Annotated in this window: 20 protein-coding genes, 10 tRNA genes, 2 rRNA genes and 1 pseudogene; 1 reads left to right on the top strand and 32 read right to left on the bottom strand. The window is 28.2% G+C overall.

What is annotated here, in order from left to right; genetic code table 11:
* Positions 1 to 17: 17 nt before the first annotated feature.
* The 4 genes from mtaB to dnaJ are packed head-to-tail and all read right to left on the bottom strand — an operon-like array spanning position 18 to position 4,122.
* Positions 18 to 1,328 carry a tRNA (N(6)-L-threonylcarbamoyladenosine(37)-C(2))-methylthiotransferase MtaB gene (gene mtaB, locus RWJ08_RS06025; RefSeq protein WP_313961427.1) on the bottom strand — a complete coding sequence of 437 codons (1,311 nt, stop codon included), beginning with the start codon at positions 1,326 to 1,328 and terminating at the stop codon, positions 18 to 20.
* Between the two features lie 7 nt (positions 1,329 to 1,335).
* The gene (locus RWJ08_RS06020; RefSeq protein WP_248109409.1) at positions 1,336 to 2,064 is read right to left on the bottom strand and encodes a 16S rRNA (uracil(1498)-N(3))-methyltransferase; all 729 of its coding nucleotides are present in this window, start codon (positions 2,062 to 2,064) and stop codon (positions 1,336 to 1,338) included.
* Entirely contained in the window at positions 2,057 to 2,995 is a 939-nt protein-coding gene (prmA, locus tag RWJ08_RS06015; RefSeq protein ID WP_313961426.1) for a 50S ribosomal protein L11 methyltransferase, read from the bottom strand. The genes RWJ08_RS06020 and prmA overlap by 8 nt, the downstream gene beginning before the upstream one ends.
* A complete protein-coding gene (gene dnaJ / locus RWJ08_RS06010; protein ID WP_313961425.1) occupies positions 2,995 to 4,122 on the bottom strand; it encodes a molecular chaperone DnaJ in 1,128 nt (375 codons plus the stop codon). Before dnaJ ends, prmA begins: the two co-directional genes overlap by 1 nt.
* A 353-nt stretch (positions 4,123 to 4,475) precedes the next feature.
* On the opposite strand from dnaJ, the pseudogene RWJ08_RS06005 reads away from it, so the two are divergent.
* Positions 4,476 to 4,955, top strand: a pseudogene (locus RWJ08_RS06005) (IS30 family transposase); the annotation flags it as partial.
* Between the two features lie 64 nt (positions 4,956 to 5,019).
* On the opposite strand, the gene RWJ08_RS06000 reads toward RWJ08_RS06005, so the two are convergent.
* From RWJ08_RS06000 to rrf (RWJ08_RS05865), 28 genes are all read right to left on the bottom strand, one after another.
* Positions 5,020 to 5,796: an ABC-2 family transporter protein gene (locus RWJ08_RS06000; protein WP_248109406.1), complete on the bottom strand. Its 777-nt coding sequence runs from the start codon at positions 5,794 to 5,796 to the stop codon at positions 5,020 to 5,022.
* 2 nt (positions 5,797 to 5,798) lie between these two features.
* Entirely contained in the window at positions 5,799 to 6,587 is a 789-nt protein-coding gene (locus tag RWJ08_RS05995; protein WP_004833714.1) for an ABC-2 family transporter protein, read from the bottom strand.
* Positions 6,584 to 7,543, bottom strand: a complete 960-nt coding sequence (locus RWJ08_RS05990; RefSeq protein WP_313961424.1) for an ATP-binding cassette domain-containing protein — start codon at positions 7,541 to 7,543, stop codon at positions 6,584 to 6,586. Before RWJ08_RS05990 ends, RWJ08_RS05995 begins: the two co-directional genes overlap by 4 nt.
* The gene (locus RWJ08_RS05985) at positions 7,527 to 7,811 is read right to left on the bottom strand and encodes a hypothetical protein (RefSeq protein WP_313961423.1); all 285 of its coding nucleotides are present in this window, start codon (positions 7,809 to 7,811) and stop codon (positions 7,527 to 7,529) included. The genes RWJ08_RS05990 and RWJ08_RS05985 overlap by 17 nt, the downstream gene beginning before the upstream one ends.
* A gap of 462 nt (positions 7,812 to 8,273) precedes the next feature.
* Entirely contained in the window at positions 8,274 to 9,245 is a 972-nt protein-coding gene (locus RWJ08_RS05980; protein ID WP_313961422.1) for a YvcK family protein, read from the bottom strand.
* Complete coding sequence (gene rapZ / locus RWJ08_RS05975) at positions 9,239 to 10,090, bottom strand: RNase adapter RapZ (RefSeq protein ID WP_313961421.1); 852 nt, start codon at positions 10,088 to 10,090, stop codon at positions 9,239 to 9,241. Before rapZ ends, RWJ08_RS05980 begins: the two co-directional genes overlap by 7 nt.
* 3 nt (positions 10,091 to 10,093) lie before the next feature.
* Positions 10,094 to 10,981, bottom strand: a complete 888-nt coding sequence (gene murB / locus RWJ08_RS05970) for a UDP-N-acetylmuramate dehydrogenase (RefSeq protein WP_313961420.1) — start codon at positions 10,979 to 10,981, stop codon at positions 10,094 to 10,096.
* A 9-nt stretch (positions 10,982 to 10,990) separates the two neighbouring features.
* Positions 10,991 to 11,923 carry an HPr(Ser) kinase/phosphatase gene (hprK, locus tag RWJ08_RS05965; RefSeq protein ID WP_009372562.1) on the bottom strand — a complete coding sequence of 311 codons (933 nt, stop codon included), beginning with the start codon at positions 11,921 to 11,923 and terminating at the stop codon, positions 10,991 to 10,993.
* 1 nt (position 11,924) lies between these two features.
* Positions 11,925 to 13,787 carry an excinuclease ABC subunit UvrC gene (gene uvrC, locus RWJ08_RS05960; RefSeq protein WP_313961419.1) on the bottom strand — a complete coding sequence of 621 codons (1,863 nt, stop codon included), beginning with the start codon at positions 13,785 to 13,787 and terminating at the stop codon, positions 11,925 to 11,927.
* Positions 13,772 to 15,550, bottom strand: a complete 1,779-nt coding sequence (locus tag RWJ08_RS05955; RefSeq protein ID WP_313961418.1) for an aminopeptidase P family protein — start codon at positions 15,548 to 15,550, stop codon at positions 13,772 to 13,774. Before RWJ08_RS05955 ends, uvrC begins: the two co-directional genes overlap by 16 nt.
* A gap of 138 nt (positions 15,551 to 15,688) precedes the next feature.
* On the bottom strand, positions 15,689 to 16,003 hold the full coding sequence (locus RWJ08_RS05950; RefSeq protein WP_293440602.1) for a YerC/YecD family TrpR-related protein: 315 nt from the start codon (positions 16,001 to 16,003) through the stop codon (positions 15,689 to 15,691).
* Positions 16,004 to 16,119: 116 nt separating this feature from the next.
* A tRNA-Sec gene (locus RWJ08_RS05945) sits at positions 16,120 to 16,216 on the bottom strand.
* Between the two features lie 98 nt (positions 16,217 to 16,314).
* Positions 16,315 to 16,803 (bottom strand): threonine/serine exporter family protein, encoded by a 489-nt coding sequence (locus tag RWJ08_RS05940; protein WP_009372326.1) that lies wholly within the window; start codon positions 16,801 to 16,803, stop codon positions 16,315 to 16,317.
* Positions 16,804 to 16,811: 8 nt separating this feature from the next.
* On the bottom strand, positions 16,812 to 17,600 hold the full coding sequence (locus RWJ08_RS05935) for a threonine/serine exporter ThrE family protein (RefSeq protein WP_009372842.1): 789 nt from the start codon (positions 17,598 to 17,600) through the stop codon (positions 16,812 to 16,814).
* Positions 17,578 to 18,357 (bottom strand): hypothetical protein, encoded by a 780-nt coding sequence (locus RWJ08_RS05930; RefSeq protein ID WP_009372491.1) that lies wholly within the window; start codon positions 18,355 to 18,357, stop codon positions 17,578 to 17,580. The genes RWJ08_RS05935 and RWJ08_RS05930 overlap by 23 nt, the downstream gene beginning before the upstream one ends.
* Positions 18,358 to 18,440: 83 nt before the next feature.
* Complete coding sequence (locus RWJ08_RS05925) at positions 18,441 to 19,769, bottom strand: APC family permease (protein WP_009354252.1); 1,329 nt, start codon at positions 19,767 to 19,769, stop codon at positions 18,441 to 18,443.
* A gap of 15 nt (positions 19,770 to 19,784) precedes the next feature.
* On the bottom strand, positions 19,785 to 20,519 hold the full coding sequence (locus tag RWJ08_RS05920; protein ID WP_313961417.1) for a gamma-glutamyl-gamma-aminobutyrate hydrolase family protein: 735 nt from the start codon (positions 20,517 to 20,519) through the stop codon (positions 19,785 to 19,787).
* A 236-nt stretch (positions 20,520 to 20,755) separates the two neighbouring features.
* Positions 20,756 to 20,832, bottom strand: a tRNA-Arg gene (locus tag RWJ08_RS05915).
* Positions 20,833 to 20,865: 33 nt separating this feature from the next.
* A tRNA-Gly gene (locus RWJ08_RS05910) sits at positions 20,866 to 20,940 on the bottom strand.
* Positions 20,941 to 20,945: 5 nt separating this feature from the next.
* A tRNA-Thr gene (locus RWJ08_RS05905) sits at positions 20,946 to 21,021 on the bottom strand.
* Positions 21,022 to 21,029: 8 nt separating this feature from the next.
* Positions 21,030 to 21,106: transfer RNA gene (locus RWJ08_RS05900), tRNA-Asp, on the bottom strand.
* 5 nt (positions 21,107 to 21,111) lie between these two features.
* Positions 21,112 to 21,187, bottom strand: a tRNA-Val gene (locus RWJ08_RS05895).
* 22 nt (positions 21,188 to 21,209) lie between these two features.
* Positions 21,210 to 21,286 (bottom strand) — tRNA-Met (locus tag RWJ08_RS05890).
* A gap of 14 nt (positions 21,287 to 21,300) precedes the next feature.
* A tRNA-Glu gene (locus tag RWJ08_RS05885) sits at positions 21,301 to 21,375 on the bottom strand.
* A gap of 6 nt (positions 21,376 to 21,381) precedes the next feature.
* Positions 21,382 to 21,470, bottom strand: a tRNA-Leu gene (locus RWJ08_RS05880).
* A gap of 5 nt (positions 21,471 to 21,475) precedes the next feature.
* Positions 21,476 to 21,550 (bottom strand) — tRNA-Asn (locus RWJ08_RS05875).
* Positions 21,551 to 21,666, bottom strand: a 5S ribosomal RNA gene (rrf, locus tag RWJ08_RS05870).
* 282 nt (positions 21,667 to 21,948) lie between these two features.
* Positions 21,949 to 22,064 (bottom strand): 5S ribosomal RNA (rrf, locus tag RWJ08_RS05865).
* Between the last annotated feature and the right edge of the window lie 46 nt (positions 22,065 to 22,110).

Genomic DNA, 22,110 nt, shown 5'->3' with positions numbered 1-22,110 from the left:
AATAAGCCTCCTAATTTTTAAATCTTTATTTTACTTGCTAATCCAAATATTTCTTCTCCTTCAACCGAAATACCATTGCAATAAACAACTTTGTTTTTCATATCTTCATTATAAGGAGCAGAAAATCTTATATAATTTCTTGTATAACCTACAAGTCTATTTCCATTAATATTTTCTTCAAATAAAACTTCATGTTTTTCTGAAAGTTCTTTTTTCAAAAATTCTGTCGTCATATCCTTTGCTAATAGGATTAATTCATTACTTCTAAATTTCTTTACGTTTCCATCAACCTGTTCCTTAAAATTAAAAGCAGGAGTTCCCTTTCTCTTTGAATATTTAAAAACATGAATTTTAGAAAATCCTATTTCTTTTACAAAATTTAATGTCTCTTGAAAATCCTCGTCATTTTCTCCTGGAAATCCAACAATAATATCAGTTGTAAGAGCAACATTTGGAAAAATTTCTTTTATCATTCTAACTTTTTTTCTATACATATCAGTTGTATATCTTCTATTCATAAGTTTTAAAATTTTATCGCAACCGCTTTGTAAAGACAAATGAAAATGCTCACAAACTTTTTTACAATTTTTTAATCTAATTAAGAAATCTTCAGAAATAATTCCCGCTTCTATGGAGCTAAGTCTTATTCTGTCAAGATTTTCTATTGTAGATAATTTTTCTATAACATCAATAAGTCTAATATCATTTCCTAAATCAAGTCCATAAGAACCAACATGAATCCCTGTTATTATGACTTCCTTATATCCATTATTCGCAAGTTTTACAGCTTCTTCATATATATCATCAATTGGTCTTGACTTGATAGGTCCCCTTGCATAAGGGATTATACAATATGTACAAAACATATTACAACCCTCTTGAATTTTTATGTATGCCCTTGTTTTACTTTCTTGATTTTCTATTGACAATACATCAAAACCACAATCCTTTGTAAATTCTGAAACAATATTAAACTTTAAATTTGATTTCTTTGATTCTTCACATAATTCAACTATTCTAGCTCTATTTTTAGTTCCGATTATTACATCTACATCCTCAATCGCAGAAATTTCATCAGGAGCAACCTGCGAATAGCAACCAACAACAGCTAAAATAGCATCTTTATTTAATTTTTTCGCTCTAGAAATAAATTGTCTTGATTTCCTATCACTCAAATTAGTAACTGTACAAGTATTTATAACATAGACATCACATATATCATTTTCATTACAAATCTCATACCCTCGTTTCTTAAATAACTCCTGCATAGCTTCAGTTTCATACTGATTAACTTTGCAACCCAGAGTTAAAAAACTAACTTTATTCATAAACCTCCTACATAAATTCATATTGCAAAATTGAAAGTAAATTTATGCCTGCAGTCTCCGTCCTCAATATTCTAGCTCCAAGGCCAATGCTGAAAGCTCCATTATTAATTAAAAACTCAACTTCTTCTCTTTCAAAACCGCCCTCCGAACCTATTAAAATAAATATATCCTTACCAGAATTTTCTGTTTTTATTTTCATAATTACATCCCTTAAAGAAATATTTTTATCCTCTTCATAAGCTACAAGTAAGTAATTATCTCCTACAAAATTTATAATATCCTTAATTTGTATTAATTCATTTATTTTCGGAACAATTAATCTCTTTGATTGCTTTGATGCCTCATAAGAAATTTTTTGTAATCTTTCAATTTTTTTACTCTCTTTTTTTTCGTCAAATTTTACGATACATCTTTTTGAATTAACCAAAGTAATATCGTATACTCCTAGTTCAACAGCTTTTTGAACTATTAAATCCATTTTTTCACCCTTTGCCAAACATTGCAATAGATGAATTTTAATTTTTGATTCAGTATTTTCTGAAATTTTTTCCAAATTATAAACAGAAATATATTTATCACAAATCTCTATATTCCCAATATAAAGCTCCCCTAAAACTACTACCTCAATTTTTTCATCTTCTGCAATTCTAAGAACTTTTTTTATATGATTATAGTCATCTCCATATATTTTAACTTTTCCATCTAAGATAGACTCGTCAGTAAAAAATCTATGCATTCTTTCTCCTTGCAATTACACAAACCCAATCTTTGTTTTTGTTTACTTCCAAAATTTCAAAATTATTTTTTATCAAGGCGTTTTCAACATCGGAATATTTTTCTTCTATTATTCCGGAGCCAATAAAAATTCCTTCATCTTTTATAAATTTACTTATATCATCCAATAATTTTACTAAAATATGTGCAAGAATATTAGCAACAATTACATCTGCTTTTGAATTTAATTTTTCACACAAATCTCCATGATGAACAATGATTCTATCCTCAACTTTATTTAGCTTAGCATTATCTAAAGTTGCCTCAACTCCTAAGATATCAATATCTACAGCTTCAACCTTTTTTGCTCCAAGTTTCAAAGCTCCAACAGATAAAATTCCACTTCCTGAACCTATATCAAAAACAGTTTTATCTTTTAAATCTATCTTTTCGATAGCTTCTAAACATAAAGATGTAGTTTCATGAGTTCCCGTACCAAAAGCCATACCCGGATCTAATTCGATCATAATTTCATTTTCAGCTAAATTATAATCTTCCCAAGTAGGTTTTATAATAAAATTTTTCCCAACTTTTGTAGGTTTATAATATTTTTTCCACTCATTTGCCCAATCTTCAGTTTTTATTTTAGAATCTATTTTTAAAATGACTTTTTCGTCGTATTCTCTTTCAAATTCTGAAATTCTCTCTTGTAAAATTTGCAAATTTTCTTCAATTTCATCGTCATTTTTTAAATAAGTCTTAACAGTAATAAAATCACTTTTTTCAAAATCATCCTCATCTAAAACTACCCAATAAGGCTTTTCTTTTGCAAATTTCTCATAATCTCTTGAGTCTTTTATATTTATTCCATCAATATCAAATAAATAAAGTATTCCAACTATATTGTCTTCAAATTGATTTTTTACTACAACCTCAATTTCAGTCCAGTCCATTATTCAAATAGCTCCTTTACCTTTTCAAAAAAGTTTTTCTTATGCTCTGTCAAATGTTCTTCTCTCTCACTAGAAAACTCTCTTAAAAGTTCCTTTTGTCTATCAGTTAAATTCTTTGGAGTAATAATTTTAACTCTAAAGGTTAAATTTCCTTTCCCATAGCCGTTTACATCAGAAATTCCTTTGCCTTTTAAAGTAAATTCAGTTCCAGTCTCTGTGCCCTCGGGAATAGTATAATTTTCTTTTCCTTCTAAAGTTGGAATTTCTACTTCTGCCCCTAAAGTTGCTTCTGTAAATGAAATAGGTAGTTCATAAAAAACATTATTACCATTTCTTACAAATAGTTCATGAGATTTTACTTTGAAAATAACATAAACATCTCCATTAGGTCCACCATTTTCTCCACAATTACCTTGTCCTTTTAAAGTCATTATGTTATTTGTATTTACACCCTTTGGAGCTTTAACAGTAAATTTCTTTCTGACTAAAACATACTTTTTGCCTTTACATTTTTCGCATTTTTCTTCTACAATTTCTCCTGTACCATTACATTCATTACATAATTCTTCAGAAACAACTGTTCCAAAGAAACTTTGTCTTTGAACTCTAATACTTCCACGTCCATTACATTTTTTACAAGTAACTTTCTTTGTTCCTGGTTTTGCACCAGTACCTGAACATACATTACAAACAGTTTTTACATTTACAAAAATTTCTTTTTCTACACCATTTACAGCTTCAAAAAAATCTAAATCTAAATAAACTTCAGTATCTTCTCCCTTTCTTGGGCGATTGGAATTTCTAGTCGAACTAAAGCCACCAAAACCTCCAAATCCTCCAAAATTCCCGAAAATACTTTCAAAAATATCTTCCATATCTGCAAAGCCTCCGCCTCCAGATGCATTAGCATTAAAGCTTGCTTCGCCATAAGTATCATATTTTTGTCTTCTATTATCATCACTTAAAATTTCATAAGCGAAATTTACCTCTTTGAAATTTTCTTCTGCTTCTTTATTATCAGGATTAACATCCGGATGATATTTTTTTGCAAGTTTTCTATATGCAGATTTTAACTCTGCTTTACTACAATTTTTTTCAACCCCTAAAATTTCATATAAATCTCTCATACTCTCTCCTAAAATAATTAATTTATAATTACTCAATATATAATTTTACCATAAAATGAACTTTCTTTCCACTATTTTTATCTATTTTATGGCTTGTGTTATTAAAAATAATAACTTAAAAATGCAAAAAAAAGATTGGGTAGATCCCAACGTATATTGTAAAATTAAATTAGCCACAAATGAACAAATAAAAAACATCTCAAAGAGATAAAATAATAGTTAAGCAAAAAACTAAAGAAAGGAACCTCAATGAGATGCACAATAATTGTAATACAAAATATAAGCATTTAACAATAGATTTATGAAAATTAATAGAAAAATGGAAAGATGAAGAAAAAAGAGTAAGAATATTAGGCAAATCAATAGAAGAAAAACCATAAGAGATAAATAATAGAGAAGAAGTAGGACATTATGAAATAGATACAGTAATATTAAGAAAGGAAAAAGGACAATGCCTATTAACATTAACAGATAGGAAAAGTAGATATGAAATAATAAGGTTAATTGAAGATAAGACAGTTAAATCAGTAAATAAGGCTTTAAAAGAAGTAATAAAAGATTATGAAATAAAAAGTATAACAGCGGATAATGGTTCAGAGTTTTCAAGATTATATGAAGTATTTGACTATGAAAAAATATATCATGCACATCCATATAGCAGTTATGAAAGAGGAAGTAATGAAAACCACAATAGACTGATAAGAAGATTTTTACCAAAAGGAATAAAAAATACTACTCAGGAAAGAGTAGCATTTATTGAAGATTGGATAAATAACTATCCAAAAAAACTATTTAACTATAAAACACCTTTTGAAGTTTTTTCAATTGGCTAACTTATTCTTGCAATTTGTAATTCCTGAAAATCATTTAAAATTTCTATATACTTTAACAAATCCACTAACTGTTCACCCCACTGTATTTTTTTATTCCTTTTTTCCAAATAAACTTAGTAAACAATACTAAAAATAGACAAACTAGCACCTCAATACAAATATAATATAATTGTTCTTTCCCATATAAAATAGCAACAGGATAATATCCCATAAATCCAAAAGGAATAATAAAAGTAAAAATAATTTTTATAAATTTATTAAAAATATTTAATGGATATTTTGAATATATTGTCAATGATTGGATTATTCTAATTAATGAATTAGATATATTTTCAAACCAAAATGAAAGACTTGCTACTATTGTAAATAAACACACAAATATTAATATATTCATAAATGTCATTGGAATTATAATCAATAGAAGTCTTATTATACTTATTTGAGAAATATTTATGAATCTTATAATAATAACTAACCCTAGAAAAACTCCTCCTACATCACCTATTCCTTTGCCATATAATTGTAGTAGTTCATTTATCGGCTTAACTAAAATACCATCTAAATTCCCAGATACCAAAATATATGAGAAGTCATAAAGTGGCCAAAATAAAAATCCAAATAATCCGTAAGAAAATTGATATAAACCAAAAATTAATAGTATTTGTTCGTAACTCCACCCATTTAAATTAGGTATATTTTCAAATAAAGTATGTATAAATATAAAAGTAAGTAGTTGTGTAAAAAAATCTGATAAAATAAATATAAAAAAATCAAATTTATTACTTAATCTTAATTTAAGTTCTAATTTTCTAATTGAAATAAATAATTTAAAAGTTTTCATAACTACCCCTCAAAGATACTTAATTTTTCTAAAGCTCTATTTTGAAATTTAAATAGTATATAGGAAAGCACCAAACACCAAATAATTCCATAAAGTATACTATAAAAATTCTCAATTGAATTTACTTTTAATGAATTTATAGGCATATAAATAATATATTTGAAAGGAAGAAACTCAATTATATTCCTGTACTTATCTTCAAAGAACTCTAAAGGAATAAGTAATCCAGAACAAATAGAAAATAAAAAGTCTTTAAAATGTGTAACTCCTTCAACACTAATTATCCAACACGAAAAAAGTCCAACTATATAATTTATAACAAAATTCAAATATATAGATATAAAAATTAATATCACAAAAAAAACCAAATGTTCAACTTTTTTCACACTAACATCAAAATATATAAAAATTGTTAAAATGAATAAAATTATTTGAGTTAAAAAAACCCACACAACCTCTCCAATTCTAATGAACCAGAACTTAAAAAATAAATTTACTGGTGTTGTTAATGAATTCAATATACTTCCATCTTGTATTTGTTTAGAAATAACTCTATCTATTCTATTAGTAGTCAATGCATATATAATTTGAGACAATAATGTATATTTTAAAATATCATTAAAATCATATCCATTTATTGTACCTCCACTTACATACACACTTTTCCAAAATGATATCAAGAAAATTATCAAAATTACAGAGCTTAAAAAATTCCATATAATTTCATACTTGTATTTAGATAGCCTAATAAAAATTAGTTTTACAAAAGCTAAGTATTTTCTTAAATTCATTCTGATTTCTCCTTACCAGTAAAAATTTTATAAATAGAGTCTTCAAAACTACATTCTCTAAAATTAATCTCTATATTTGTGTCAAAAAGTAAATCATGTAAAACTAATGAAGTATTTTTGCTGTTTCTAATAGTTATATGTAATTCATTTTTACCTTCGTATATAATTTTACAATATGAATCCAATTTTTTAACTATTGAAATCATCTCTAATTTCGTTTCATGCTGTATATTTTTGAATTCTATAATTCTATTTTTACCATATTTTTCAACTATACCCTCAGTAGTATTATCTTCTATTATTTTTCCAGAATCTATGATGATAATTCTTTTACATACGTCTGAAATATCATTTAAATCATGAGATGTAAATAATACCGTTACATTTTTTTCTGAATTCAAAAATTTTATAAACTTCTTTATTTTTTCTTTTGTTTCTATATCAAGTCCAATTGTTGGTTCATCTAAAAAAATTATACTTGGATTATGTAAAAATATTGAAGCTATTTCGCATTTTATTCTTTGTCCTAAACTCATTTTTCTTAAAGGTTTATTTACTAATTCTTCTAGTCCTAACATAAAAACTATTTCTTCAAAATTTTGTTTAAATAACTTCTTTTCAACTTCATATATATCCCTTAATATATGGAAAGCCTCATTAGGAGAAAGCTCCGGCCAAAGTTGAGGCTTATTACCAAACATTATTCCTATATTTTTAACATGATTAACTCTCTCTAAATACGGCACTTTTCCATCAACTACAACATTTCCTTCTGAAGGATGTATTATACCTGATAATATTCTTAAAGTTGTAGTTTTCCCCGATCCATTTTTACCTATGTATCCAACACACTCTCCTTTTTTTATATTAAAAGATATGTCATTAACAGCATTTAAAAATATATTATTATATCTATAAGTCTTTGAAAGATTATTAACTTTAATTATATTTTCCAAATTTATCTCCTCTCAAACTTAAAGTAGTATTCAAACTATTCCACCAAAAGTAAATATCTCCTTTTTTGGATAATTCTTCTCGCAAAAAAACAATCATTAATTTGTTAAACTCACATACTGGATCTATAGATTTAATTTTTGAATTATTATAATAACTTCTTGCAGAACAACAAGCTGAACATTCTTTATTAAATTCACATAACTTCCATTCAAGTATATTATTTTGATAATTATACCTTAATTCTTTCCATGTCTGATTATTTAACATATTATCCCAAAAATCTTATTTAACACTTCCATACGAAAATTTTTTATCTTCACAAAAATCCGCACAAGGATAAACGTTTCTATCGCTAGACAAAGCAAACTGTGAAATTCCAGCTCCTCAAGTGGAAGACATACACATGTAAGCATTTTTTTAGTTATCATCTTTTTTATAAAATAATACATATTTTTCTCAAATATCAATATATTATCTTTTTTTAATTTGTTAGCCAATTTGTCTAGAATACTTTTATATGTATAAAACATTTCCTCTGATGATAATCTTAGGTCTGAGAATCGACCTCGACCAGATGGTAAAAAATAATTAACGGAAAAGTTAAGTACTCCCAAATCAAAAAAATTATCAAACTCATCTATAATCAATTTATAATTACTTTTGTTTAAAATTGGGAGAAAACCCAATCTAAAATTTACAAATTTAAAATATTCTAAATTTAACTATTATTTAAAAATTTTCTAAAATCAATCTTGCAAGTTTATCTTCATTATGTCTTGAATAGCCTGAAGATTTATTAACTAAATTGTCCTCTAAAACCCTTATTTTTAATTTTTTTAAATACTCTCTTTCTTCATCACTTAGTAACAGTTGACTTGCACTTTTTCTTTTATATTTTAAGTCAACTTCTTCAGGAATTATTTCATTATTTACTATAACTGTGTCAATTTTAATTCCTTCACAATGCTTATAAATTGCGTTTAAATGGTCAGTAACCTTATAATCGAAGGTTTCTGTTGATTGATTAACAACATTTAAAATAAAGCAAATTTTTGCTTTAGTATTTGTTAATGCTTCACTTATTTCAGAAATTAACAAATTAGGAATTACAGAAGTATATAAACTTCCAGGACCTATTAAAATTACATCAGAATTATAAATTTCATGAACAACTTCATTAAGTGGTTTAGCATATTTAGGAGAAATGAAAACTCTATTTATTCTACTACTATTTTCATCTTCTAAGTTTAAAGCTGTTATATTACTTTCTCCCTCAATTATTTCTCCATTTTCAAGCTCTGCAAATAATTTTATATTATCTAAAGTAACTGGTAAAACTTTACCGGTTATTGCTAAAATATTAGAAGTTTCTTGGATACCTAACATAAAATCTTTATAAATATCTGCCATTGCAACTAGAAATAAATTTCCAAAGCTTTGTCCCTTAAGATTTCCCTCTTTAAATCTATATTTCATCAATCTTTCCATTGATTTTTCAGTATTTGCTAAAGAAATCAAACAAGCTCTAATATCTCCAGGTGGAATAATTCCTAAATCATCTCTAAGCATTCCGGAACTTCCACCGTCATCAGCGACGGTTACAATTGCAGTAATATCTTTAAAATATTTTTTTAAACCTTTAAGAATAGTAGAACTTCCAGTTCCTCCTCCTATGGTTACAATTCTAGTATCATCTACCATAGTCTTTCATCCCTATGAGAAATATTAACATTAGAATGTTCTTTTTTAAGTTCTGAATAAATTTTTTCAGCTAAACAAACAGAACGATGCTTTCCACCTGTACATCCAACTCCAATAGTAAGCATATTTTTTCCTTCAGCCTTATATTTAGGTATTAAGAACTCCAATAAATCAACAACCTTATTTAAAAATATCTTTGAGTCACCAAAACCCATAACATAATCTTGAATTTCATCATCTTTTCCGTTAAGTTCTTTTAGTTCTTCAATATAATATGGATTAGGTAAAAATCTAACATCAAAAACTAAATCAGCTTCAACCAAAATTCCATTTTTAAATCCAAATGATTCTATATTTATAACTAAATCTTTTTTATTACCATTGAAAAAAATTGAATTCAATTTATTTTTAAAACTTATAGCAGAAAGTCTTGTAGTATCTATGATAATATCAGATTTATCTTTTATATCATTAAGTAATTCCCTTTCTAGCTCTATGGAATCTGAAAGTGCACCATTCGGGTTTACAGGATGAGGACGTCTTAATTCCTTGTATCTATTAATAAGAGTTCTATTACTTGCATCTAAAAATAAGACTTTAAGTTCACAATCCATTTTTTTCAAATTTTGAATTGTTTCTGATAAGTCTTCAAAAAACCTAGCTCTAACGTCAATAACTATAGCCAACTTTTCAATAGACTTTGTAGAATTATTTATTAATTCAACAAAATCTACAATAAATTTTGGAGGGAGATTTTCCATGCAATAATAACCCATATCTTCAAAATGGTTTAATGCCAATGTTTTTCCTGCTCCACTCATTCCTGTAATTATAACTGCTTCCATAACCTAATCCTTTAAAATTCTTACTTCTGTTTCCAACTTAACTCCAAATTTTTCAAAAACAACTTTTTGAACATATTCAATAAGCTCCATAACCTCTTTATAACTCGCATTTCCTTTATTAACAACAAAGCCTGAATGTTTTTCGGAAACCCAAGCATCATTTATATGATATCCTTTAAGTCCAGCATCTTCGATTAATTTTGAAGCAAAATGTCCTTCAGGTCTTTTAAATGTACTTCCCGCAGAACCGAAGTTCAAAGGTTGTTTTGAATTTCTTCTTTCTCTTAAATCTTCATAGACAGCATTTATTTCTTCTTTATTTCCTTTTTGTAATTTCAACTTAATAGTAGTTACAATATAGTTTTTCCTTTGAATTATGCTTTTTCTATAAGAAAATTCAAGCTCTTCATTTTTTAATTCTCTTAATTCAAAATTATCTAAGTCCAAAACTTGAACGGATTCCACTATATCTTTCATTTCACCACCATAGGCTCCTGCATTCATATAGATTGCTCCACCTATTGTTCCAGGAATTCCTGAAGCGAATTCAAATCCTGTTAAAGAATTTTCATAAGCTACAGTATAAACTTCTGATAATTTTGCACCAGAATTTACTATTAAATATTCGCCCTCAACTTGTATTGTTGAAAATTCACCCTTTAATTTTATTATAACTCCATTATAGCCTTCATCTGGAACAAGTAAATTTGATCCATTTCCAATTACAAAAAATTTAATACTATTTTCTCTACATATTTTTATAGTTTCAACTATATCGGAAACTTCTCTTGGTTCAATTAAAGCTATACAATTTCCACCAATTTTGAATGTAGTATGATTTTTTAAAGGTTCGTCATATCTTACAATACAATTTAATTTACTAAATAACATATTTACCACCTAATTTGATTTATTTTTTATTTCTTCCATTATTCTTTTATTTAATTCCTCTGCAGCATTATATCCATACATTTTTTGACGCATATTTCTTGCTGCAACTTCAACAATCAGTGCTATATTTCTACCCGGTTTTACAGGAATTACAATATATGGAAGTTCAAGACCCAGGATACTTTTGTATTTATCATCAAGACCTAATCTATCATATTCTTTGTTATCTATCCAATTTTCAAGCTCAATAACAAAATCAATCTCTGTAGATCTTTTTATTGCCCCTGATCCATATAACCTTTCAATATCCAATATTCCAAGCCCTCTAATCTCTAAAAAATGTCGAATATTTTCAGGTGACTCCCCATAGAGTTTATTATCTATTTTTCTTATATCTACAGCATCATCTGCCACCAATCTATGTCCACGAGCAATAAGTTCAAGAGCAGTTTCACTTTTCCCTATACTACTTTTACCAAGAATTAAAATTCCCATACCAAAAACTTCAAGTAATCCACCATGAACTCTTATTTCTTCACTTAAGGCATATTCTAAAAATAAATTCAACTTGGAAATAAGTTTTGTAGTTCCATAATCTACTCTTAAAATTGTTCTATTATGTTTTTTTGCCAAAGAATAAACTTCATAAGGTATATTAATTCCATAACTGTAAATCAAAGCGGGAATCGGATATGAAAAGAACTTATCAAAAATATTTCTTCTTTCATCAAAGGGTAAATATTTGTTATAATATTCATGCTCCGGAAGTCCAATTATTTGAATTCTTTTATATGAAAAAGTATCAAAAAAACCACTTAGTTGAAGCCCAGGTCTATTAACTTCATTAATATCTATTTCTATTTTATCATAATCATCGCTTTTATAAACAATCTCAAATCCAAGTTTTTCAACTAAGTCTTTCAATAGAACACTTTTTTTCATATTATCCCTCATTATTAAAAAATTCAAAAATATTTTTTGCTGTTTTCTTATCCATTTTATCAACCATAAGAAGTTCTTCAACACTTGCTTTTTTTATCGAAGAAATGCTTCCAAAATGAGATAATAGTTTAATCTTTTTAATTTCTCCAACACCTTTTATCTCATCAAGAACAGAATTTTGTAATTTTTTATTCTGTAAACTTCTATGATAGTTAATAGCAAATCTATGAACTTCTTCTTGTATGTCAAATAAAAATCTATATATATTTGTATTTATATCTAATTCGATATAATTGTCTTCAAAAATTATTCCTTTAGTTCTATGCTTGTCATTTTTTACAAGTCCAATAACAGGAACATCCAAGTTCTTTTCTAAAAGAACTTCTTTTGCTACATTAACATGTCCCTTTCCACCATCCATTAAAATTAAGTCCGGCTTTTCTGAAAAACTGCTTCCAGCAGAATTTATTTTTTCATCTAAAAATCTATTAAATCTTCTTGTGAGCATCTCTCTATGGCTTGAATAATCATCTTGCCCTACAACTGTTTTTATCTTAAACTTTCGATAATCTTTTGAGCTTTTAAAACCATTTTTATAAACTACCATACTCCCAACATTAAAATCACCTGAAATATTTGAAATATCATAACATTCTATTCTGTTTAGATTGTCAATATCCAAAATATTTTTTAGATAATTAATAGCTTGTAAATATTTTATATTTATATTTTTACTGTCAAAAATTTGTTTAGTTAAAATTTCATTTGCATTTTTTTGCAAAATTTTCATTTGATCAAATTTAACACCTTTTTTAGGATTTTTTACAGAAATAGATTTTTCAGAAAAAATATTTGCTAAGAATAATGAAATTTCATTTAAAAATTTTTCGTCCGAATAATCAATATATACTTCTTTAACCTTGTTATGATGACTTATGTAAAATTGTCTTATAACATTTGAGAATAGCTCTTCAACTTCCAAGTCCAAAATATTTTCAACAATGAAATGTTTTCTATCAACTACAAGTCCATCATTTACAATAAAAATTGCAACAACCAAAATATTCTCAGCATAAGCATAAGAAATCAAATGATATTCCTTAAATTTCTTGATATTAAAAATCTGCTTAGTAAATAAATAATCTATTTCACTCAAAAAATCTCTATATTTCATTGCGAGTTCATATTCTTCTTTTGCTGATGCTTTTTTCATTCTGTTTAGTAAAATTTCTTTTATCTCAGTTGTATCTCCTGAAAGAAACTTAATAACTCTTTTAACATCATTATTATAATTTTCTCTATCTATATTTTGAGTACATGGTGCTGAGCATCTTCCCAAATAATAGCTCATACAAGGTCTCTGTAAAAACTTTCCTTTATCAAAGTTCAACTTACAATCTCTTATATTGTAAATCAATATTGATAATTCCATCAATTTTTCTAAGTCTGAAATTGTAGGAAAAGGCCCAAAATATTGAGCCTTATCTTCCTTAACATCTCTAACTTTTAAAATTTTAGGAAATTTTTCATTTGTAATTTTTATATAAGGATATTGTTTATCATCCTTTAAATTTATATTATACTTAGGTCTATTTTTCTTAATCAAATTTGCTTCTAAAACTAAGCTTTCCGTTTCGTTATTTACAATTATATATTCAAATCTATGAATATGTTCTACCATAGCTTGAACTTTTTTGTATTTGTGATTAGTAGTAAAATATGACCTAACTCTATTCTTTAAAGAGACAGATTTCCCAACATAGATAATGTTATCATCCTTATCATACATTATATAAACCCCTGGTAAATCAGGTAGTTTTTTTAATTCATAATTTATATCAAATTCCGTTAAATTTCCTTGCATTGTTCTCTTAAATATTCTAAATCATGTCCACTTAAATATGGAGATAATTTTTCATAGCACATCTTATTATAATCATTTAACCAAGTAATTTCTTCTTCACTCATTAATGATTTATCTACAGGTCTTGTATCAATAGGCACAACTGTTAAATTGTCAAATTTTAAGAATTGTCCAAATTCAGTCATTTCATCTTTAACACAAACCATAATGCTTTCAATTCTAATTCCATGACTACCACTAATATAAATTCCTGGTTCATCAGAAGTTATCATTCCAACTTCCATTGGATATTCATTTCCTGCAGTACCTATTCTTTGAGGTCCTTCATGAACATTTAAAACATGACCAACTCCATGTCCTGTACCATGATTGAAATTAATTCTATTCTTCCATAGATTATATCTTGTGAAAGCATCTAAATATCCACCATTAGTTCCTTCTAAGAACTTAGCTTCCATTAAAGCAATATGTGCCTTTAAAACTAATGTATAATGATAAATTTCTTCTTCTTTTAATTCTCCAAGTGCAACTGTTCTTGTTATATCAGTTGTTCCATCTAAGTAATGTCCACCACTATCAATTAAATATAATCCTCTTGGTTCAACTTTTACAGGATGTTCATGACTTGGTTTGTAATGTGGCATTGAAGCATTTGCCCCATAAGCAGAAATTGCTTCAAAACTGTCTTCAATAAACAAATCTTGTTGTTTTCTAAATTCAAATAACTTTTCTGATGCAATCATTTCAGTTATAGTTCCTGTTGAAACACCTGTTTCCAACCAATTTAAATATCTAACTAGTGCAACTCCGTCTTTAATGAATGCATTCTTAGTATTTTTTATTTCAATTTCATTTTTATGACATTTCATTATTGAAGTAAGATTTAAGCCTGTAACAACATTTACTCCTCTTCCGATTGATGAATAAACTGCTACATTTGTCTTTTTTGTTTCTAAATACAAAGTCTTTTTAGCTTCAATATCAGAAATATCTCTTCCTATAACTTCATAAGCTTTGATAGAAATATTATTTTCCTTTAAATAATTTGCAACTTCTTCTGATAATTTAGATTTATCAATGTATAAATTACAAGCATTTTCAGAAACTAATAAATATGAAATTACTACAGGATTACATTGAACATCATTAGCTCTAATATTTAAAACATAAGCAATATCATCTAATGAGCCTATAAAATGATAATCTATTCCTTTTTCTTTCATCATTTCTCTAAGTCTTGCTATTCTATTAGAAGTTGACTCTCCAGAATATTTTTCATCAAAAATATAAACTTTACTATCTGGTTTTGTAGGACGACCTTCTTCATTCCAAATATCTCCCACATAATCAACATCAGTTATAAACTCAAAATTAGGTAACTTTTTCATTAAATTTTCATATTCTGCAACAGAAGTATTATTACCATCAAAAGCAATCTTTGCTCCTCTACTTGGAAACTCTTTTAACAAGAATTCTTCAATAGAAATTGAATCAGGAACACCGATTTTATAAAGTTCAACTTCTCCAACAGCTAATTCTTTAGCGGCTTGAATAAAATATCTACCATCAGTCCATAAACCTGATTTCTTTGTAGTAATAACAGCAGTTCCTGCAGAACCTGTAAAACCTGTTATAAATTCTCTAGTTTTGTAATAATCCGCTAAATATTCTGATTGATGCGGATCTGAGCTAGGTACAATATAGGCGTCTATATTTCTTTTAGCCATCAACTTTCTCAATTTACTAATTCTTTCATTAATCATAATGACAATACCCCCTTATAAATTTAAAACTAACAATTATATTATAGCATTGTATCTTTAATATTTCAATAAATTTTAAAATCTATAACAAAAAAATAGATACTATTTTAAAATAGTATCTATTTTACTTAAAATCAATTATTTTTTAGTTTTTAAATCTTTAGCAATTAACGCATCAAGAACTAATTCATAACCTTCTGCACCAAATTGTAATGATCTATTTACTCTACTAATTGTAGCAGTTGATGCTCCAGTTTCAAGTTCTATTTCGTTATAAGTTTTTCTTATTTTTAAAAGTTTAGCAACTTCTAATCTTTGTGAAATAGAATTTAATTCACGTAAAGTACATACATCTTCAAAGAAAGCATAGCAATCATCTTTAGATTTTAACATTAATATTGCTTCAAAAAACTCGTCTAATTGTTTTGATTGCAATTTTTTTAAATTTGACATAACACACCTCCATTTATTAAATAACATCTTAACATAATTATACCAAATAACAGCTTAACATAATTATACTTCATCGTAAAAGAATAGTCAAGTGCTAAATTGTATTTTAAAAAAACTGGCGGGAATATGTGGGAATCGAACCCACCTAAGAAGCTACAAACTCCTCATGCTGGTTTTGAAGACCAGAGAGCACACCAGAACTCATCTACTCCCATAAAACAACATTAAGTATTATACATTATTTAACTAAAAAAATCAACCTTTTTACAAAAAAATTTTTCATAAAAAAGTCTATTCGAATTAAACTTTCTTTATTGTTTTTCTGAGAACTCTCCTATTATTTCAGTTATTTCGTTAATTTTATTAACTCTATCAAATTTTACTCTCTTAATCGATTTGGAAAATACCGCTGAAACTAAAACTCCAATTGCTATAGAACCTGCATGCACAACTGTGCTTATTCCAATATCTAAAGCTAATAAATACTCATTTTTTGCAAAATATTCCATAGTATGATACATTCCATACCCTGGAACTAACATTACAATTCCAACATATAAAAATACTGTAGAAGGCATTTTTAACCTTACAGAAAAGTATTCTGCAAATAACCCTACAACTATAGATGCAATCAAATTGCTAACCGCATTTCCAAAATGTTTACTACAAAAATAATAAACAATCCAACTGATAGTTCCAGTAATAGAACAGTAAATAATAGCTTTCTTTGGTACTATAAAAAATATTGAAAATGCAATACTAGATACAACCGCACAAATTATATTTAAAAATAAATCCATAAAATCACCTATCCAAAAAGTCTAAGAATTAGAACTACACCAACAGCAATAGAAACTGCTGTAAATATAGCAGACATTATTCCAATTATTCCTGACAAAATATCTCCTGATAAAATATCTCTCATTGAATTTGTTATTTGTATTCCTGGAAACAGTGGAACAATTCCTGCAATCAAAATACTTGATACATTTTCAATATGAATAATCCTAGACATAGTCATTGTAAAAAGTGCTACTGCACTTGCAGATAAAAAAGTTGTCAAGAATGATGGTAACTTTAATTTTTCTACATAAATCAAAAATAGCATTTCAACAAGCATAGCCATAGAAGCTGGAATAAAATCGCTTAAAGTTCCACCAAAAATAAAAGCTAAAAACGGTGCAGATATAGTAACTAACAAAACAATAGCTACATTACTATATGAACTTTTATTTTTTATATTTTTCAATTCTTTAAATGCTTCATCAATATCAACTTTTCCAGAAACTATATTTCTTGATAACTCATTTAGCAAAGCTATTTTTTCCAAATTTTTTCCAGAATCATTTAATCTTCTCATACTTGTATAAGTAGTTCCATTAAATACAAATGAAATAATTACCATATTACTTAAAGCAAAAGTGTTAACAGCCTTTATGTTTTCAAAAGACTTACAAATTCTATTTATACTATCCTCTACTCTATAAACTTCAGCTCCATTATAAAGCAAAGAATAAGAAAATTTCACACTAAAATTCAATAATTTCTTAGCTTCATAATCACTATTTATAGAATTATTCTTTGTCATTGTATTCATCTTCAATACGTTCTTCCATTTCTTTTAAAAATTTTCTTTTTGAACGAACAACATAAAAAATTAATAAAAACAGAATTGACGGAACAATAAGCACAACAGGATTTTTTAATAAATTAGAGATAGCTTCCATTCGTTCTTTATAATCTTTCTCAGACTTTTCATTTACCGCCTCTAGTCTGTTTTGTTTCTCTTCTTCAGTCAACTCATCATAATTTTTACTAAAATCATCTTTTGGTTTTGAATATTTATTAGCCTCTAATCTCTTATTTTTTTCAATTTCATCAAGATTAGGTACATAATCACCTTTATTAATCATATTCTGGAATAATTTAACTTCTGAATTTTCAGGATCTTTATCATTTGCTAAATATAGTGTTTTATAATTACCAGAAGTAGCTTTAAATATCCAAGTCAAATCTAAAGTATTATCTTTCTTCAAAATTCCTACAAAATAATCTCCTTTTGCTGGAGTTAATCTACTATAGCTATATTCTTTAAACTTAGGAACTTCTATTTCATTAAGATTTTCGCCTAGGAAAATAGTGGTAACTTTTATTTTAAATTTTCCATTAGAATCATCAGTTATATTTCCTATAAAAAAACTTCTATAATCCATATCATAAATTCTATTAGCCCTATCAAAATTATCATCTGCATATGAAACTTTTGAAATAAAGCTAAAACTTATGATTGAAATCAAAAATAAAACTAAAAATTTTTCTATGATATATTTTATATTTAAAAAAGTATTTTTCATAAAATCACCTCTAGATATATTTTACCATAAACTAAAAATAAAAAATAGAGAAGAAATAAATTCCTCTCTATTTTTTATTTTTACTATGCATTTTCTTTATTTAATAATTTCATTAAAAAATAAACAACAGCTCCAATAACCAATCCACCAAGTCCAATTACTATTTTTTGCATATCTGAATTATATAATAACCAGAAACTTACAACTACTGCTAAAATTGGAATTACTGGTCCAAATGGAACTCTAAATGATGGTTTTAAATCCGGACGTTTCTTCCTTAAAACAATTACTGATAAACAAGTTGGTACATATTGTACAAATCTTGATACAACGCTTATAGCAGCTAATATTGCAAATGAACCTATTAATGATCCATATAAGCCTAAAGCTAAAGTTATAACGCCTGTAATAATTATTGCAATATATGGAACATCCTTTGAGCTCTTTTTAGCAATAACTCTAGGAATTAAACCATCATCAGCAAGAGCTGAACCACTTCTTGGTGTCATTATAGATGCAGCTAAATTAATACCACCTATTGATACTAATGTACCAGCACCAACTAAGTATTTTCCAGCATTACCAATAATTCTTTGGAAAGCTTCTTGAATAGGAGCTTTTGCAGTAACTAAATCTGTTCCTAAAATTCCTATTGCTATTCCAATAATTAACACATAAAAAATCGAACAAATAAAGATAACCAATAAAATAGCTTTTGGCACATCTTTTTCTGGATTGTCCATGTCTTCAGCAGCAACAGCTATACTTTCAAACCCAGTAAATGCGTAGAATATTGTTAATGCAGCAGCACCAATAGCAGCACCAGCTGACATAGTTTGTCCACTAGCAGTTTTTCCAGGAACAAAGAACGGAGTAAAGTTTGATCCATTTATAAAGAACAAACCTACTGCAATAAAAATAATAAGTGGTAATAACTTTCCAGTTGTTACAATATTATTTAAAATCTTTGAAGTCTTAATACCTGATAAATTCACTAAAGTAAGTAAAACAACAATAATAGTAACTATAATAGCTTTTGCAATATTCTCATTAGCAAATGTTCCCTTAGGTAATAATCCCATTAAGGCTTCAGCAAAACCAACAGTCATTGTAGCCCAAGCAATAATAGCTATAGCCCATTTCATAAAACCTACTTCAAAACCAACAAACTCACCAAAGGCCTCCTTAGCATATACATAAGGACCTCCATTCTTTTTAAACATTCCACCAACTTCGGCAAAACATACTGCAATACTAATAACTAATAATGCATCAAATAATGTTACTAAAACAGCAGCTGGCCCAACTTGTGCCATAACCTTATTAGGTAACAAGAAAATACCAGAACCTATAATACCATTAAATCCTAAAAGAATAATACTAAATAAGCCCATCTTATTTTTATTAGTCATAAAAATATACACCTCCTACTTTTTGTATTCTATGACTTTTTTGACAAATGAATTAAAAATCTCTTGAGATTTTTTGCAATTTAAAGATAGCATTTCTGGATGCCATTGAAGCCCAATTACAAAACAATCTTCTGTTATTTTTTCAATAGATTCAACAACTCCATCAGAACTTTTTGCAACAATCTTAAATCCAGGTGCAACATCTTTTACTATTTGATGATGAAAACTATTTACTTTATATTCTTCACCTAAAATATTTCTCAAAAATGTTCCATCTTTTAATTCTACCAAATGAGTAGCCTGACTTGGATTATCACCTTGATTATGTTTAAGTTTAACAAAATCTGCATAAGATAAATCTTGATATAAAGTTCCTCCATTAACAACGTTAATTATTTGATAACCTCTACAAATACCAAAAATAGGTTTCTTTAACTTAATGGCAGTTTTGTATATTTCCATATCAAAAGCATCTCTTTCAGGAAAAACTTCTCCAATTTTTAGTAATGGTTCTTCTCCATAATTATGTGGATCTACATCATGTCCACCTGATAAAATAATTCCATCAACTTGTTCAACCATTTCTCTAGTACTTTCCAAATCTTCATTAAATGGTATAATAAAAGGAATAGCACCTGCTCTTAATATAGCTTCTACATAATCTTGATTTACATAAGATCTTCTATATCCTGAAAAAGTATTACCCTTATTAATCAAAATACTACCTGAAATTCCAATAATCGGTTTCATAAAATCGCCTCCTTAAATAGTGTCTTAACAATTATATCACTAAAGCTACTAAAATACAATATAAAATGGCATTTATTAATAAAAAAATCTAAATAATATCAATGTACTAATTCTGCTTCTAAGATAATGTTAATCAATTTCCTTATACCCAATTTTTGCAAAAAAAAAGAGTCAAATATAATTTATTTGATTCTTTAGTTAAAAATTAGCAATCACAAAACTGTAATCACTTTGTTTGGCGTGCCATAGAGGATTCGAACCCCTGGCCTTTTGGTCCGTAGCCAAACGCTCTATCCAGCTGAGCTAATGGCACATAATAGAAAACTCAGAATAAATTCTGAGTTCTTGGAGCGGAAGACGAGATTCGAACTCGCGACCCTCGCCTTGGCAAGGCGATGCTCTACCACTGAGCCACTCCCGCAAATATGGAGCTGGTGGGAGGACTTGAACCCCTAACCTACTGATTACAAGTCAGTTGCTCTACCAATTGAGCTACACCAGCATATTTATTGGCGACCTGGATGGGACTCGAACCCACGACCTCTAGCGTGACAGGCTAGCATTCTAACCAACTGAACTACCAGGCCATATTTGGTGGGCACAATAGGGCTCGAACCTATGACCCCCTGCTTGTAAGGCAGATGCTCTCCCAACTGAGCTATGCGCCCAAATATAACCTTAATATAAAAATGGTAGCGGAGAAGGGATTTGAACCCCTGACACTGCGGGTATGAACCGCATGCTCTAGCCAACTGAGCTACTCCGCCACATAAAAATTAAATGGTGACCCCACCGGGATTCGAACCCGGGTTACCGCCGTGAAAGGGCGATGTCTTAACCGCTTGACCATGGGGCCTAAAACTGGTGCCGAGGACCGGAATCGAACCGGTACGATGAGTTAACATCGCAGGATTTTAAGTCCTGTGCGTCTGCCAGTTCCGCCACCCCGGCACAATTGGCTCCCAGGGTGGGGCTCGAACCCACAACCTACCGGTTAACAGCCGGGTGCTCCACCATTGAGCTACCTAGGAGTTTGGCTGTTTTCTATTCTCCCAGTACGAGATGTACTAGTACCTTCGACGTTTAAGAGCTTAACTTCTGTGTTCGGGATGGGAACAGGTGTATCCTCCTAGCCATTACAGCCATACTTGTTTATTTACTTTTCTTTGCCGTTAAGCTCTGAGCTTTCACTGTCGAAACTTGCCATTTGTTTCACAAATGGAGTTTCTTAGTATCTGACCTACGACGCAATCACAGATTGCTGTTAGGTCATTAACTTCTGTGTTCGGAATGGGAACAGGTGTATCCTCCTAGCCATTACAGCCATACTTGTTTATTTACTTTTCTTTGCCGTTAAGCTCTGAGCTTTCACAACAATAAACAAAATTAATTATTTATATAAACAAAAAACCATTCTTTCGAGTGGTTTGTTTGGCTGTTTTCTATTCTCCCAGTACGAGATGTACTAGTACCTTCGACGTTTAGGAACTTAACTTCTGTGTTCGGGATGGGAACAGGTGTATCCTCCTAGCCATCACAGCCATACTTATTTATTTGTTTGTTTACTTTTTCTTTTTCAATATATTTCTGT

The sequence above is a fragment of the uncultured Parvimonas sp. genome, assembly GCF_963524015.1.
In the GTDB taxonomy this organism is placed as follows: domain Bacteria; phylum Bacillota; class Clostridia; order Tissierellales; family Peptoniphilaceae; genus Parvimonas.
This window is presented reverse-complemented; position numbering and strand designations above follow the sequence as displayed.